The sequence below is a fragment of the Spirilliplanes yamanashiensis genome (genome assembly GCF_016863475.1).
GTDB classification, from domain to species: Bacteria; Actinomycetota; Actinomycetes; order Mycobacteriales; family Micromonosporaceae; genus Spirilliplanes; species Spirilliplanes yamanashiensis.
In genome coordinates this window covers 55226-70076 of sequence record NZ_BOOY01000005.1, presented here as the reverse complement: position 1 = coordinate 70076, position 14851 = coordinate 55226, and the positions used below count along the sequence as shown (strand labels likewise).

Sequence of the window (14851 nt, the reverse complement as noted above, 5' to 3'; positions counted from 1 at the left end):
GACATGCGGCGACGCCCGCGCCGGTCGGAGGAAGGCGGCGCGGGCGTCGCTGACCCCGCCGGTCCCCGGCTGTGCCCCGGGGACCGGCGGGAGCCCGTCAGCGGATGTCGAAGCCGAGCGTCCAGGCGCCCGACCCGGCGGTGCGGGTGATCTCGTACCGGTAGGTGCCGGCGGGTCCGGCGAAGCTCAGCGTCCGGTCGCCGGGGCCGGTGCTCTCCGCCACGGTCTGGAAGCCGTCGCCGGTGAAGCGCTGCAGGGCGAGGCCGAACTGCGCGCCGTCGGGCACGTCGAGGCAGGCCACCTGGGTGCCGGCCGTGGCGCGGAAGAACAGGTTGTCGGGCTCGACGTCGCGGCGGTCGCCGCGGCCGAGGGTGCCCTGCCGGCCGGCCGCGAGACCGGTGCAGTCGACCTGCTCGTCCTGGCCGCCGCCCTCCTCCTGGCCGCCGCCGTCGCCCTCCTCCTGGCCGCCGCCGTCGCCCTCCTCCTGGCCGCCGCCGTTGTCGCCGCCGCCCGCGTTGCCGGTGGTCAGCAGGGTCAGGTCGTTGTCGGTGAGGATCTCGTTGACCGGCTGGAAGAACGTCTCCGCGATGTCGCGGTTCGCGCCGCAGTCGCCGGAGCCGCCGGACGTCACGCCCTGGGCCTGGTCGCCGGACAGCCACGGGCCGCCCGAGTCGCCGCCCTCGGCGCACACGTCCGTGCCGGTGAGGCCGCTGACCGAACCCTCCGGGTAGTTCACCGTCTGGTTCTTCGAGGTGATCCGGCCGCACTCGGTGCCCGTGGTGTCGCCGGTGCGGCAGACCGCCGCGCCGACCGGGGCCTCGTCGCTGCCCGCCACCGGCACCTCGCCGTTGTCGGTCACCACGACCGGCCGCAGGACCGTCTCGTCGACGGCGGCCACGACGCCCGCGTCCGCGGTGCCCGGGAACACCGACGCCACGAACTCGCCGGTCTCCTCGCCGTTCAGGTCGGACGTCGACGAGCCGGGACGGCCGCAGTGCCCGGCGGTGACGTAGCCGCCCTCGACGGCGAAGCCGACCGAGCAGCGGAACTCGTTGTCGATGAGGTAGCCGTCGCCGCCGTCCACCTCGGCGAACGTGCGCGGCTGCGCCCGGGTGGTCCGGACCCGTACGGCGTCCGCCGGGACGCCCGCCCGGTCGGCCAGCGCCCGCGCCCGGTCGCCGTCACCCGGCGCCGCCAGGATCACCACGGCGTTCGTGGCCGGGTCGACGTACCAGCCGGGCAGGTCGCGGTCGGCGCGGGTGGCGTTGCCGTCGAGGGCAGCCTTCACCCGGTCGAGCTCGTGCTCGCTGCGGTCCACCAGCTTCGGGGTGGCGCCCGCCTGGCGCACCTCGTCCGCGGCGGCGGCGTCCGTCACCGCCACGTTCAGGGTCATGCCGTCCTGGGCCAGCCACGAGCCCGCGTACGCGGCGCCGGTGGTGGCCGCCAGGCTCCGGGTCGTGCGCGCCGCCCAGGTGCTGCGCTGCAGCAGGGTCCGCGCGGTGTCGGCGTCCACGCCGCGCGAGCGCCGCATCGCCGACAGGATGTCCGGCGACAGGTCGCCCGGCGCGGACTCGGCCCGCGCCGGGCGCTCCGGCTCCGATCGGGTGTCAGCGACCGCCGGCAGCGTCAACGCCACCGCCGTGCCCGCCACGGTCACCATGGCCGCCACCGTGATGATCCGTTTCCGCTGCATCCGCTGCTCCCCTCATCGGCCGCGCGCCAACGAGGCGCCGTGCCGGGAGATACGGATGGGTCCCGGAAATAGTTGAACGAACTCGATCCCTAAACCTCGACGACGGTCGGGACGATCATGGGCCGGCGCCGGTACGCGTCGTTCACCCACCGGCCCACGGTGCGCCGCATCAGCTGCTGGAGCTGGTGCGGGTCGGTGATGCCGTCGTCGGCGGCGCGGTCGAGGGCGGCCGTGATGAGCGGGATGACCGGGTTGAACGCCTCCGGGTCCTCGCTGAAGCCCTTCGCCGAGATCGTCGGCCCGGCGACCACCTTGCCCGTCACCGAGTCGATGACCACGGTCGCCGTCACGAAGCCGCCGTCGCCGAGGATCTTGCGCTCGGTCAGCAGGGACTCGCCGACGTCGCCGACCGCGAGGCCGTCGACGAACACGTAGCGGCTCTTGACGTGCCCGACCAGCCGGGCGTGGCCCTCGACCAGGTCGACGACGTCGCCGTCCTCGCACAGCACCACGTTCTCGGTGGGCACGCCCGACTCGACGCCGAGGCGGGCGTGGGCGCGCAGGTGCCGCCACTCGCCGTGCACCGGCATCAGGTTGGACGGGCGCACCACGTTCAGCAGGTAGAGCAGCTCGCCGGCGGGCGAGTGGCCCGACACGTGCACCTTGGCGGTGTCCTTGTGGATGACCGTGGCGCCCGCGCGGGCGAGCTGGTTGATGACCCGGTAGACCGACGTCTCGTTGCCCGGCACCAGCGAGCTGGCCAGCACGACCGTGTCGCCCGGCGCGATCGTGATGTGCCGGTGGTCGCCGGTCGACATGCGGCCCAGGGCGCTCATCGGCTCGCCCTGCGACCCCGTCGACATGAAGACGATCTCGTCCGGCGGCAGCGACGTCGCCTCGTCGAGGCCGACCACCAGGCCGTCCGGGATGCGCAGCAGGCCCAGGTCGCGGGCGATGCCCATGTTGCGGACCATCGAGCGGCCGATCAGGGCCACCTTGCGGTCGTACTCGTACGCCGAGTCGAGCACCTGCTGCACCCGGTGCACGTGCGAGGCGAAGCTGGCCACGATGATGCGGCCGCGCGCCTTGGAGAAGATCGAGTCGAGGACCGGGCCGATGTCGCGCTCGGGCGTGACGAAGCCGGGGATCTCCGCGTTCGTCGAGTCGCTCAGCAGCAGGTCGACGCCCTCCGCGCCCAGCCGGGCGAAGCCGGCCAGGTCGGTGATGCGGCCGTCGAGCGGCACCTGGTCCATCTTGAAGTCGCCGGTGTGCAGCACCAGGCCGGCCGGGGTGCGGATCGCCACGGCGAGCGCGTCCGGGATCGAGTGGTTGACCGCGAAGAACTCGCACTCGAACGGGCCGAGCTGCTCGCGCCGGCCCTCCTTCACCGTCAGCGTGTACGGGTCGATGCGCCGCTCGGCCAGCTTCGCCTCGACGAGCGCCAGCGTGAACTGCGAGCCGACCAGCGGGATGTCGGGCTTGTGGGCGAGCAGGTACGGCACCGCGCCGATGTGGTCCTCGTGACCGTGGGTCAGCACGATCGCCTGCACGTCGCCGAGCCGGTCCAGGATCGGCTCGAAGTCGGGCAGGATCAGGTCGACGCCGGGCTGGTCGACGTCGGGGAACAGCACCCCGCAGTCGACGATCAGCAGCTTGCCGTCGTACTCGAAGACCGTCATGTTGCGGCCGATCGCGCCGAGCCCGCCGAGCGGGATGATGCGCAGGGCGCCCTCGGGCAGCGGGGGCGGCGGCGACAGCTCGATGTGGGCCTGGGTCACTGGTTGAGGTTCTCCTTGTTCAGGGGCAGCCCCGCCGCCTCGGCGTCCGCGAGCAGCTGGGCGGTCTCGGCGTCGGTCGCGTCGACCTGCGGGGGCCGCACGGGCCCGCCGGGCAGGCCGAGCACGCGCAGGCCCGCCTTGACCAGGACGACGCCCTGGCTGCGGAAGATGCCGTCGTAGAGCGGGAGCAGCCGGCGGTGCAGGGTGCGGGCCGTCGCCACGTCGCCGCGCTCGAAGGCGGTGATCATGTCGTGGGTGCCGGCGCCGGTGAAATGGGTGGAGGTGCCGACGACGCCCACGCCGCCGATGGCGAGCATCGGCAGGGTGCCGGCGTCGTCGCCGGAGTAGAACGCGAGGTCGGTGCGGGCCGTCACCCACGAGGTGCCGGTCAGGTCGCCCTTGGCGTCCTTCACCGCGACGATGCGCTCGTGCTCCGCCGCCCGGACCAGGGTCTCGGTGGCGATCGGGACGCCGGCGCGGTGCGGGATGTCGTAGAGCATGACCGGCAGGGCGGTGGCGTCCGCGACCGTGGTGAAGTGCGCGAGGATGCCCGCCTGCGGCGGCTTGGAGTAGTACGGCGTGACGACCAGCAGGCCGTGCGCGCCCGCCTTCTCCGCGGCGCGGGCCAGCTCGGTGGTGTGCCGGGTGTCGTTGGTGCCGACGCCCGCCACCACCTTGGCCCGGTCGCCGACGGCCTCGACGACGGCGCGGATCAGGGTCTCCTTCTCCGCGTCCGTGGTGGTCGGCGACTCGCCGGTGGTGCCGTTGACGACGAGGGCGTCGTTGCGCTGCACGTCCACCAGGTAGGTGGCGAGCCGGCTCGCGCCCTCGACGTCCAGCGCGCCGTCCGGGGAGAACGGGCTCACCATGGCCGTGATCAGCCGTCCGAAGGGGCGGCCGGGGTGGTCGTGCGTCATGAGTGACAACCTAGCGGACGACCCGGACGGGCCGCCGCGCCGCGGGCGGTCCACCCGCGAAGTGGTGGCTCAGACCATGAACCACGTGAACGGCGCCCACGGCAGGTTGCGCAGGACGCTCCACACGCCCCACACGCCCATGAAGATCGCCAGGGTGGTGCCGGTGAGCCGCAGCTCGGGCAGCCGCCAGCCGAACACCCGCCGGCCCGCCCACGCCGCGTAGAGGTAGAGCAGGAACGGCACCGCGAACACGAACACCAGGTGGTGCCGGGCGGCGGCGGGCAGGTCGGCGTGCAGCAGGTAGAAGAACGCGCGGGTGCCGCCGCAGCCCGGGCACACGAAGCCGGTCGTGTATTTCAGCAGGCAGGTGGGCAGGTCGCCCGCCGAGGCGTCGGTGGGGTCGCTGACCAGCGTGTAGGCGGTGGCCGCGCCCATGCAGCCGAGGACCGCCGCCGGGGCCAGCCACAGCGGGGTGCGCCGCAGGAGGCGGTCGGTGAGCCGGGTGAAGGCGTCGGGCCGCGCCGGCGGGGGCGCCCAGGGGGCCTGTTCGGTCACGCCGGTCATGACCGTCACGGTACACGCGCGGGGCTCGCCAGCGCGTCCGCCAGGGGGCGCGCCAGGTCGCCCCGTTCGGGCGCCGCCACCTCGCCCAGCCCGAGCCACCCGGCCAGCCGGTGCAGCTCGGCGGCGAGCTGCTCGGACGTGTGGCCGGCATCGGCGCCGGGCTCGGCCCAGGCCGCCGGCACCCGCAGCACGCCCGCGCGCCGGTCGGCCTTGAGGTCGACCCGGGCGGCGAACCGGTCGCCGAGCAGGAACGGCAGCACGTAGTAGCCGAACTGCCGCTGCGGCGCCGGGACGTAGATCTCGATGCGGTAGGTGAAGTCGAACAGCCGCTCGGTGCGCGCCCGCTCCCACACGATCGGGTCGAACGGGCTGACCAGCGTGCGCGCCGCCACCCGGCGCGGCAGCCGGGCGTCGCGGTGCAGCCAGGCGGGCTTCTGCCAGCCGCGCACCCGCACCGGCGTCAGCACCCCCTGCTCGGTCAGCTCGGCGACGGCCGTGCGGGTCGCCGCCACGGGCAGCCGGAAGTAGTCGCGCAGCTCGAACTCGGCGGCCACGCCCAGGCACCGCGCCGACACCTCGACGAGCCGCCGGTAGGCGTCGGCGGGCTCGGGCGTGGGCTCGGCCAGCACCGCGGCGGGCAGCACCCGCTCGGGCAGGTCGTAGCGCCGCTCGAAAGCGGTGGTGCGCCCGGCCGCCGTGACCTGGCCGGACCAGAAGAGGTATTCGAGCGCCTGCTTGACCTCGGACCAGTTCCACCCCCAGTTGCCGGTGGGGCGGGGGGCGTCGTGCTCGATGGCGGCGGCCGTGAGCGGCCCGCGCGCGGCGACCTCGGCGAGCACCCACGACACCAGCTCGGGCTTCTCGCGGGCGATGCTCCGCATGTTGCCCCACGCCTCGGTGGCGGCGGCCGCCATCCGCCAGCGCAGCGCCGGCTGCAGCTCGACAGGGATGAGCGAGGCGACGTGGCCCCAGTACTCGAACAGCTCGCGCGGCGCGGTGTGCGACGCCCGGTCGAGCAGCGCCGTGGGGTAGGGACCCAGGCGGCTGTAGAGCGGCAGGTAGTGGGTGCGCTGGAGCACGTTGACCGAGTCGATCTGGAGGAGGCCGACCCGGCTCAGCACCCGGCGCAGGTGCCGGACGGTGACCGCGCCGGTGGGCCGGGGGTCGGTGAACCCCTGCGCGGCGAGCGCCACGCGCCGGGCCTGCGGGATGCTCAGTTCCTCGGGTACGCCCACGCCCGCACCGTACCGGCCCGGTCCGACAGTCCGGCGCCGCGCCGCGGCGGGACGAGGAACAGCAGCGCCACGCTGATCCACACGTACAGGTTGCTGCCGAGGAACCCGACCGGCCCGGCCGGGTTGCGCTCCCAGATCCACACCACCCGGCTGCACATCAGCGCCCACGAGACGCCCGCGAACCACAGCAGCCGCCGCTCGCCGCCCAGCCCCCGCTCGACCACCAGCAGGAACGCGGGCAGCAGCCAGACCAGGTGGTGCACCCAGGTGACCGGGCTGACCAGGCAGCCGAGCACCCCGGTCAGGGCCAGCCCGGCCGGCACGTCGGCGCGGCGCACCCGCCACGCCCACACCGCCAGGGCGGCCGCGGCCAGCAGCAGCCCCCACACCGGCGACGCGGCGGGCGACAGGCGGGCCACGACGCCCTGCAGCGACTGGTTCGACACGAAGGCGAGGGTGCCGACCCGGTTGGTGTCGAAGATCGCCGAGGTCCAGAACTCGCGGGACATGTCGGGGGCGGCCGCGGCGGCCAGCAGCGTCGCGGCGGCGGCCGTGCCGGTGGCGACGGCGGCCGCCCGCCAGCGCCGGGTGACCAGCAGCCAGAGCAGGAACACGCCGGGCGTCAGCTTCACCGCCATCGCCAGGCCGACGCCGACGCCCGCCCAGCGGCTGCCGCGGGCCACCAGGAACAGCAGGTCGGCGGCCACGACGGCGAGCAGCAGCGTGTTCACCTGGCCGAAGACGAACGTCTCGCGCATCGGCTCGAACACGGCCACGGCCAGCAGGGTCAGCGCGGCCATGAACGCCGGGGGCCGGCCGTGCCGCCGGATGGCGGGCCCGAACACCCACCACACGATCAGCGCCGTGGTCACCACCGTCGCCACGCACGCGACGACGATGACCAGCGGCCACGGCAGGTACGCCATGGGCGCCATCAGGAACGCCGCGAACGGCGGGTAGGTGAACCCGTAGCGGCTCTCCAGCCGCAGCCAGTCGTAGATCATCCCGCCGTCGCGCAGCCAGTAGCTCACCGCGCCGTCGTAGATGCTCAGGTCGAAGAAGGCGTGCCAGATGGTGGCGAACCAGGTCAGCGCGGCGGCCGCCACGGTGGCCCCGGCGAGCAGCAGGGCGCGGTCCCGCCTGCTCATCGCCGCCTCCCTGTCCGTACGCTTGCGCCTCATGGCACTCGGGTTCGTCCGTCCCGCCCGCTCCGTCGACGCCGACGAGATCGCGCGCATCCAGCTGTCGACCTGGCGCACCGCGTACCGCCGGATGCTGCCCGCGCAGGTGCTCGGCCAGATCGACGAGGCGTACCTGGCGCGCGGCTGGCGGGAGGCGATCGACAGCCCGCCGTCGCCGCGGCACCGCGTGCTGGTGGCGGTCGAGCAGGCAGAGGCAGACTATCTGGTCGGTTTCGCGGCGTCCGGCCCGGCCGACGAGGAGGCCCTCGCGCCGCAGGAGAAGCCGGACGACCTCGGCGACGGCACCGTGGCGGTCACCGACATGCTGGTGGAGCCGCGCTGGGGCCGGCGCGGCCACGGCAGCCGGCTGCTGGCCGCGTGCGTCGAGCTGTGGCGGGCCGACGGCTTCACGAACGCGGCGGCCTGGGCGTACGAGCGCGACGAGGCCACGAAGAAGTTCCTGACCAGCGCGGGCTGGGCGCCCGACGGGGCGGGCCGCGCGCTGGACGTGGACGACATGCTGGTGCCGCAGCTGCGGCTGCGCGTGGCGCTCTAGTCCTCGAGCAGGGCGTCGAGGCCGATCGTCAGGCCCGGCCGGGACGCGATCGAGCGCACCCCGAGCAGCACGCCCGGCATGAAGCTGGCCCGGTCGAGCGAGTCGTGCCGGATGGTCAGCGTCTCGCCGGTGGTGCCGAACAGCACCTCCTGGTGCGCCACGAGGCCGGCAGAGCGCACCGAGTGCACCCGCACGCCGTCGATCTCGGCGCCGCGGGCGCCGGGCACCTCGTCCTTGGTGGCGTCGGGCATCGCTCCCAGCCCGGCGGCGGCGCGGGCCTCGGCGACGAGCTTCGCCGTGTGGATGGCCGTGCCGGAGGGCGCGTCGAGCTTGCGCGGGTGGTGCTGCTCGATGATCTCGACGGAGTCGAAGTAGCGGGCGGCGCGGGCCGCGAACTGCATCATCAGCACGGCGCCGATGCCGAAGTTCGGGGCGACGAGCACGCCGACCTCGGGCTTGTGGGCCAGCCATGAGCGCACCCGGTCGAACCGCTGCGGGGTGAAGCCCGTGGTGCCCACGACGGCGTGGATGCCCTGGTCGACGCACCAGTGCAGGTTGTCCATCACCACGTCGGGGGTGGTGAAGTCGACGACGACCTGCGCGCCGGCGTCGGACACGTTGAACAGCCAGTCGCCCTGGTCGACCATGGCGACCAGTTCCAGGTCCTCGGCGGCGTCCACGGCCCGGCACACCTCGGTGCCGACTCGGCCGCGGGCGCCCAGGACGCCCACGCGGATCGGCTCACGCACGTCGTCAGTCACGCCGACAACCTACCAACCGGCGGGCGTCTCAGCCGCGCGGTGGGGCGACTCCGCCGTCGGGTGTGACGGGCAGGTCGCCGCCGGGTGCGGGGGCGTCGAGGGCGCCGCGCTCGAGCGGGGCCGGGTGCCGGCGCGCCCACCACCGCTCCCCCGCACTGACCAGGGCGAACACGGCGCCGACGTACGCCCAGCCGACCAGCACGTCGATGATGTAGTGCTCGCCGGAGTAGACCAGGGTGAAGGTCATGGCCAGCGGGTAGGCGAGCAGCAGCGGCCACCACCGGCGGCGCACCGCCGGCAGGAAGAACACGATGACCAGCAGCGCGTACGCGGTGTGCAGCGACGGCATGGCCGCGACCGGGTTGGACGCAGACACCTGCAGCGCGTTGAGGGTGTTGCCGGCGCTGTGCAGGCCGATGGCGTCCCAGCCGTTGGTGGAGATGCGCTCGACGGGCTGGGCGAGGTAGCCCTCCACCCGGGCCCACCACGGCGGGGCGGCCGGGTAGAGGAAGTAGGTGATCAGCCCGGCGAGGGTGAGCACCATCCAGCGGCGCATGTAGCGGGCCCACTGCGGCCGCGAGCGCACCCACAGCACGACGGCGGCGGCGGGCACGGCGAGGAAGTGCGAGAAGTAGACGACCGAGACGACGATCTCCCACCACTGCACGACGCCCGGCTGGTAGAGGTGCTCCTGGAGCCACGCGGTCGGCACGACGCCGCCGGTGAACCAGCCGAACAGCACCTCGTCGGCCTCGATCAGCTCGGTGACGTGCGGCTCGCTCAGCCCGTCGGCGACGCCGCGGGAGATGTTGTAGATGAGCAGCATGACCACGACCGGCGCCCAGTCGCGCAGGAACGCCAGGTGCCGCCGCCAGGGCAGCTCGCTGCGCCAGGCGATGGTGGCGAGCCAGAGCCACAGGAACGGCAGCACCGGGTCGCTGGTGGGCAGGCCGATCAGCCACACACCGGCCGCGAACAGCACCGCCCAGATGCTCATGGCGATCACGCGGCGGCGCAGCGGGGCGGTCGCGGACGGCTCCGGGGCGGCGGGGGGCTGGGGGTCGAGCGCTGTCGTCATCGCAGGCAAGGCTAGCGTCCGCCCGCCGCCGCCAGGTCGGCCGGTGCACCCGCCGGGGTGCGCCGGCGGGTCGCGGCGAACGGCACGGCGGTGGCGACGGCGACCGCGAGCAGCATCCGCACGTCGCCGGTGATCGCCCCGCCGGGCAGGTCGGCGAGCAGCGCGGGCAGCGGCAGGACCAGCACGGCGAGCACCCCGGCGGCCCACCAGCGCCCGGCGCGGTCGACGACGAGCAGGGCGGCCAGCACGAGCCAGATCTGGTGGTGCGTCCACGACACCGGCGACAGCACCAGGCTGGCCGCGCCCATGATCACCACCGCGGCGAGCGGGTGCCCGGCGCGGTCGGCCCGCACGGCGCGCACCAGGGCCAGCACGGCGATGGTGAGCCCGATGACCGGCACCACGTCGGTGCGCACGGTGGCGCCGACCTCCCAGCGCAGCAGCAGCCCGTTGACGGAGCTGTTGCCCAGGTTGAGGATCGCGCCGAGGCGCTGCACCTCGAACACCTCGGCCGTCCAGAACCGCACCGACTCGGCCGGCGCCACCGCCCAGGCGAACGCGCCCAGCCCGGTGAACGTGGCCGTGGCGGTGACGGCGGCGCGGCGGCGGCCGGTGAACCACAGGTACGGGATGAAGATCAGCGGGGTGAGCTTGACCGCCGCGGCCAGGCCGGTGGCCACGCCCGCCCACCGCTCGGGGACGAGCCGCAGCGCGTCGACGAGCACCAGCGCGGCGAGCAGGAAGCTGACCTGCCCGAAGCGCAGGTTGCTGGAGACGGGGGCCGACGCGAACAGCGCCAGCGCCACGGCGGCGGGCGCCCAGCCGCGCACCTCGGCACGCCGGGCCAGCACCACGGCGACCAGCGCGACGACGGCGACGGTGGCGACCGTCCACACCCAGGCCAGCGCCGGGAACGGCAGCCAGGTCAGCGGCCGCATCAGCAGGCCCGCGAACGGCGGGTAGGTGAACGGCGCGCCGTTGGCGGCCACGAAGTCGTACAGGCTGCCGCCGTCCTTCGCGAACCCGGCGCCGCCCTGGTAGACCTGCAGGTCGGTCAGCCGGCCGGGCAGCGGGCGGCGCAGCGCGGCCCACGCCTGCAGGCCGGCGGCGAGGCTCGCCGCCGCGGCGAGCAGGATGGTGGACCGTCGCATGATCGGCACGCTAGCCGCGCCGGGCAACGACCCGGCCTCGAAAGCGGATCGGTCAGGCCCCGAACGCGGCCGGCTCGAACGGCCCGACGACGGCCAGTGACATCGGCCGGGCGAGCAGGTCCGCGGCCAGCGCGTTCACCTCGTCGAGGGTGACCGCGTCGACGTGGGCGAGCAGCTCGTCGACGCCCATCAGGTCGCCGAACAGCAGCTCCGACTTCGCCAGCCGGCTCATCCGGGACCCGCTGTCCTCCAGGCCGAGCACGTACGAGCCCTTCACCATGCCCTTGCCGCGGGCCAGCTCCTCGGTCGTCACGCCGGTCGCCGCGACGGCGGCCAGCTCGGCGCGGATCAGGTCGAGCACCTCGTCGGCCTTGCCGGGCGCGCAGCCCGCGTAGACCGCGAAGACGCCCGCGTCGGCGTACTGGCCGGCGTACGAGTACACCGAGTAGGCCAGGCCGCGCTTCTCCCGGATCTCCTGGAACAGCCGGCTCGACATGCCGCCGCCGAGCACGTTGTTCAGCACGCCGAGGGCGAACCGCCGGTCGTCGAGCCGCCCGATGCCCGGGCAGCCCAGTACCAGGTGCGCCTGCTCGGTGTCGCGGGTGCGGACCAGGGTGCGGGCGCGCTGGGTGCGCACGGCCCGCGCGGGGCGCAGCGGCGCGGCCGGGGCGGGGGCCGTGTCCAGGGGCGTTCCGGCGAGCGCCCGGCGCACCAGCCGCACCACCGTGGCGTGGTCGAGGTTGCCCGCGGCCGTGACGACGATGTGCGGCGGGGTGTACCGGCGCTTGTAGAAGCTGTGGATCTGCCGGCGGGTCATCGGGGAGATGGTCTCCTCGGTGCCGGAGATGAGGCGGCCGAGCGGGGCGTCGGCCCCGAAGATCGCCTCGGTGAAGACGTCGTGCACCTCGTCGCCCGGCTCGTCGTCGTGCATGGCGATCTCCTCGAGGATCACGCCGCGCTCGGTCTCGACGTCCGCCGGGTCGACGATCGAGTCCGCCACCGCGTCGCACAGCACGTCGACCGCGAGGGGCAGGTCGGCGTCGAGCACCCGCGCGTAGAAGCACGTGTACTCCTTGGTGGTGAACGCGTTCGTCTCGCCGCCCACCGCCTCGATGTCGGCCGAGATGTCGAGCGCCGTGCGCTTGCGGGTGCCCTTGAAGAGCAGGTGCTCCAGGAAGTGCGAGACGCCGGACAGCGCGGGCGTCTCGTCGCGGGAGCCGACGCCCACCCACACGCCGATGGAGGCGCTGCGGGTGGTCGGGATGGCCTCGGTGAGGATGCGCAGCCCGCTGGGGAGCACGGTGCGGCGCACGCCGTCGGCGAGGGTGGAGGTGACGACGCGGGCCGGCCCGGAGGCCGGCCCGCGATCGGTGCTACGCGTCATGCGGCGTGATCAGTCCCGCCGCTGCCGGCGACGCCGGGGCTCGCCGCCCTCGCCGCCACCCTCGGCGCCGCCCTCGCGGCGCGGGCCGCGGTCGCCGCCGCCCTCGCGACGGGGGCCACGGTCGCCGCCCTCACGGCGCGGGCCGCGGTCGCCGCCGCCCTCACCGCCGGCCGCCTCGGCCGGGGCCGGGGCCTCGGCGCCCTCGGGGCGGACCTTGTCGAGGTAGATCTTGCCGCGGGCGTCGATGTCCGCGATCTGGACCTCGACCTTGTCGCCGACGTTGAGGAAGTCCTCGACCTTGTCAACCCGCTTGCCGTCGCCCACCTTGGAGATGTGCAGCAGGCCGTCGCGGCCCGGCAGCAGCGAGATGAAGGCGCCGAACGCGGCGGTCTTCACCACGGTGCCGAGGAACTTGTCGCCCGCCTTCGGCATCGTCGGGTTGGCGATGGCGTTGATCCGCTCCACCGCGGCCTCGGCCGACGGGCCGTTGGTCGCGCCGACGTAGATCGTGCCGTCGTCCTCGATGGAGATCTCGGCGCCGGTCTCGTCCTGGATGGCGTTGATGGTCTGGCCCTTCGGGCCGATCACCATGCCGATCTTGTCGACCGGGATCTTCACGCTGGTGACGCGCGGCGCGTACTCGCTCATCGTGCCCGGGCCGCTGATCGCGGCCTGCATGACCTCGAGGATCGTCGTGCGGGCGTCGTGCGCCTGCTGCAGGGCCGCGGCCAGCACGTCGGACGGGATGCCGTCGAGCTTGGTGTCGAGCTGCAGCGCGGTGACGAACTCCGGCGTGCCGGCGACCTTGAAGTCCATGTCGCCGAACGCGTCCTCGGCGCCGAGGATGTCGGTCAGCGTCACGTACTGGGTCTTGCCGTCGACCTCGTCGCTGATGAGGCCCATGGCGATGCCGGCGACCGGCGCCTTCAGCGGCACACCGGCGCTGAGCAGGGCCAGCGTCGAAGCGCAGACCGAGCCCATCGAGGTGGAGCCGTTGGAGCCCAGCGCCTCCGACACCTGCCGGATGGCGTACGGGAACTCCTCGCGCGACGGCAGCACCGGCACGAGCGCCCGCTCGGCGAGCGCGCCGTGGCCGATCTCGCGGCGCTTCGGCGAGCCGACCCGGCCGGTCTCACCGGTCGAGTACGGCGGGAAGTTGTAGTTGTGCATGTAGCGCTTCGACTTCTCGGGCGCGAGGGTGTCGAGGGCCTGCTCCATGCGCAGCATGTTGAGCGTGGTGACGCCGAGGATCTGCGTCTCGCCGCGCTCGAACAGCGCCGAGCCGTGCACCCGCGGCAGCACGCCGACCTCGGCGGTCAGCGGGCGGATGTCGCGCGGGCCGCGGCCGTCGATGCGGACCTGCTCGCGCAGCACGCGGTTGCGCACCTCGGACTTGGTCACCGAGCGGAACGCCGCGGCGACCTCCTTCTCGCGACCCTCGAACTGCGGGCCGACGCTCTCCAGCATCGTGGCCTTGATGCGGTCGAGGGCCTCCTCGCGCTCCGCCTTGCCGGCGATCTTCAGCGCCTCGCCCAGCTCGCCGCGGACGGCGTCGCTGACGGCGGAGTAGACGTCGTCCTGGTAGTCGAGGAAGACCGGGAACTCCAGCACCGGCTTCGCGGCGACCTCGGCCAGCTCGCTCTGCGCGCGGCACAGCTCGCGGATCGCGGCCTTGGCGGCCTCGAGACCGCTCGCCACGACCTCCTCGGTCGGCTTGGCGGCGCCGCCCGCGATCAGCGACAGCGCGTGCGGGGTGGCCTCCGCCTCGACCATCATGATCGCGACCTCGCCGTCGGGCAGGGCGCGGCCGGCGACGATCATGTCGAAGGTGGCGCGGGCCAGCTCGTCCAGCGTGGGGAAGTTGACCCACTGGCCGTCGATGTGCGCGACCCGGGTCGAGCCGACCGGGCCGGAGAACGGCAGGCCGGACAGCTTCGTGGACGCCGAGGCCGCGTTCATCGCGACGACGTCGTACGGGTGCTGCGGGTCGAGGGCCATGACGGTCTCGACGACCTGGACCTCGTTGCGCAGGCCCTTGGTGAACGACGGGCGCAGCGGCCGGTCGATGAGGCGGCAGGTGAGGATGGCGTCCTCGCTCGGCCGGCCCTCGCGGCGGAAGAACGAGCCGGGGATGCGCCCGGCCGCGTACATGCGCTCCTCGACGTCGACGGTCAGCGGGAAGAAGTCGAAGTGCTCCTTCGGCTGCTTGCCGGCCGTGGTCGCGGAGAGGACGACGGTCTCGCCCAGCTGGGCGATGACCGAGCCGGCGGCCTGACGGGCCAGCCGGCCGGTGGAGAAGGTGATCTCACGGGTGCCGAAAGCCCCGTTGTCGATCACCGCGGTACGGGACTCAGTACCGAGTGTCATGGTGTGTGGTGCTCCTTCGATCGTGGAACCGCTCACGCCCGGATTTTGCGCAGGGCGGCCGGTCTTCGATCGAAGTGCCCAGGAATCTCAGCCTGGGAACCACTACCGAGGACCGGTGCGCTGACGCCCTGGGTCGCGCGGGTCCGTGTCTTCTGTTGTGCAGTGTTGCCAGAAGGGGAGGGACCA

General features: G+C 73.9%; 12 protein-coding genes. 1 reads left to right on the top strand and 11 read right to left on the bottom strand.

Annotated elements, in window-relative coordinates:
* Positions 1-97: 97 nt before the first annotated feature.
* From Sya03_RS31460 to Sya03_RS04530, 6 genes are all read right to left on the bottom strand, one after another.
* Positions 98-1693: a S1 family peptidase gene (locus tag Sya03_RS31460; RefSeq protein ID WP_203936884.1), complete on the bottom strand. Its 1596-nt coding sequence runs from the start codon at positions 1691-1693 to the stop codon at positions 98-100.
* Positions 1694-1782: 89 nt separating this feature from the next.
* On the bottom strand, positions 1783-3471 hold the full coding sequence (locus Sya03_RS04550) for a ribonuclease J (protein WP_203936883.1): 1689 nt from the start codon (positions 3469-3471) through the stop codon (positions 1783-1785).
* The gene (gene dapA, locus Sya03_RS04545) at positions 3468-4388 is read right to left on the bottom strand and encodes a 4-hydroxy-tetrahydrodipicolinate synthase (RefSeq protein WP_203936882.1); all 921 of its coding nucleotides are present in this window, start codon (positions 4386-4388) and stop codon (positions 3468-3470) included. The genes Sya03_RS04550 and dapA overlap by 4 nt, the downstream gene beginning before the upstream one ends.
* Before the next feature lie 69 nt (positions 4389-4457).
* Positions 4458-4952: a DUF2752 domain-containing protein gene (locus Sya03_RS04540; RefSeq protein WP_203936881.1), complete on the bottom strand. Its 495-nt coding sequence runs from the start codon at positions 4950-4952 to the stop codon at positions 4458-4460.
* Positions 4953-4957: 5 nt separating this feature from the next.
* Positions 4958-6187, bottom strand: coding sequence for a winged helix-turn-helix domain-containing protein (locus Sya03_RS04535; protein WP_203936880.1), 1230 nt, complete (start codon positions 6185-6187; stop codon positions 4958-4960).
* Positions 6166-7335 (bottom strand): glycosyltransferase 87 family protein, encoded by a 1170-nt coding sequence (locus Sya03_RS04530; RefSeq protein ID WP_203936879.1) that lies wholly within the window; start codon positions 7333-7335, stop codon positions 6166-6168. The genes Sya03_RS04535 and Sya03_RS04530 overlap by 22 nt, the downstream gene beginning before the upstream one ends.
* 31 nt (positions 7336-7366) lie before the next feature.
* On the opposite strand from Sya03_RS04530, the gene Sya03_RS04525 reads away from it, so the two are divergent.
* A complete protein-coding gene (locus tag Sya03_RS04525) occupies positions 7367-7924 on the top strand; it encodes a GNAT family N-acetyltransferase (RefSeq protein WP_203936878.1) in 558 nt (185 codons plus the stop codon).
* Here the strand turns inward: Sya03_RS04525 and dapB are convergent.
* Genes dapB through Sya03_RS04500 form a run of 5 tightly spaced genes read right to left on the bottom strand, consistent with a single transcriptional unit; the run spans position 7921 to position 14665 of the window.
* Positions 7921-8685 (bottom strand): 4-hydroxy-tetrahydrodipicolinate reductase, encoded by a 765-nt coding sequence (gene dapB, locus Sya03_RS04520; RefSeq protein WP_203936877.1) that lies wholly within the window; start codon positions 8683-8685, stop codon positions 7921-7923. The genes Sya03_RS04525 and dapB overlap by 4 nt on opposite strands.
* Before the next feature lie 28 nt (positions 8686-8713).
* A complete protein-coding gene (locus Sya03_RS04515) occupies positions 8714-9763 on the bottom strand; it encodes a phosphatase PAP2 family protein (RefSeq protein WP_203936876.1) in 1050 nt (349 codons plus the stop codon).
* Positions 9764-9774: 11 nt separating this feature from the next.
* A complete protein-coding gene (locus Sya03_RS04510; protein ID WP_203936875.1) occupies positions 9775-10914 on the bottom strand; it encodes a glycosyltransferase 87 family protein in 1140 nt (379 codons plus the stop codon).
* A 52-nt stretch (positions 10915-10966) separates the two neighbouring features.
* Complete coding sequence (locus Sya03_RS04505; protein WP_203936874.1) at positions 10967-12298, bottom strand: M16 family metallopeptidase; 1332 nt, start codon at positions 12296-12298, stop codon at positions 10967-10969.
* Positions 12299-12307: 9 nt separating this feature from the next.
* Positions 12308-14665, bottom strand: a complete 2358-nt coding sequence (locus Sya03_RS04500) for a polyribonucleotide nucleotidyltransferase (RefSeq protein ID WP_203936873.1) — start codon at positions 14663-14665, stop codon at positions 12308-12310.
* Positions 14666-14851 lie beyond the last annotated feature (186 nt).

Bases quoted from the DNA above. Each gene is read 5' to 3' on its own strand.
- Sya03_RS04540 (WP_203936881.1), bottom strand. From the start codon at position 4,952: ATGACCGGCGTGACCGAACAGGCCCCCTGGGCGCCCCCGCCGGCGCGG.
- Sya03_RS04515 (WP_203936876.1), bottom strand. From the start codon at position 9,763: ATGACGACAGCGCTCGACCCCCAGCCCCCCGCCGCCCCGGAGCCGTCC.
- Sya03_RS04500 (WP_203936873.1), bottom strand. From the start codon at position 14,665: ATGACACTCGGTACTGAGTCCCGTACCGCGGTGATCGACAACGGGGCT.
- Sya03_RS04530 (WP_203936879.1), bottom strand. From the start codon at position 7,335: ATGAGCAGGCGGGACCGCGCCCTGCTGCTCGCCGGGGCCACCGTGGCG.
- Sya03_RS04505 (WP_203936874.1), bottom strand. From the start codon at position 12,298: ATGACGCGTAGCACCGATCGCGGGCCGGCCTCCGGGCCGGCCCGCGTC.
- Sya03_RS04510 (WP_203936875.1), bottom strand. From the start codon at position 10,914: ATGCGACGGTCCACCATCCTGCTCGCCGCGGCGGCGAGCCTCGCCGCC.
- Sya03_RS04525 (WP_203936878.1), top strand. From the start codon at position 7,367: ATGGCACTCGGGTTCGTCCGTCCCGCCCGCTCCGTCGACGCCGACGAG.
- Sya03_RS31460 (WP_203936884.1), bottom strand. From the start codon at position 1,693: ATGCAGCGGAAACGGATCATCACGGTGGCGGCCATGGTGACCGTGGCG.
- dapA (WP_203936882.1), bottom strand. From the start codon at position 4,388: ATGACGCACGACCACCCCGGCCGCCCCTTCGGACGGCTGATCACGGCC.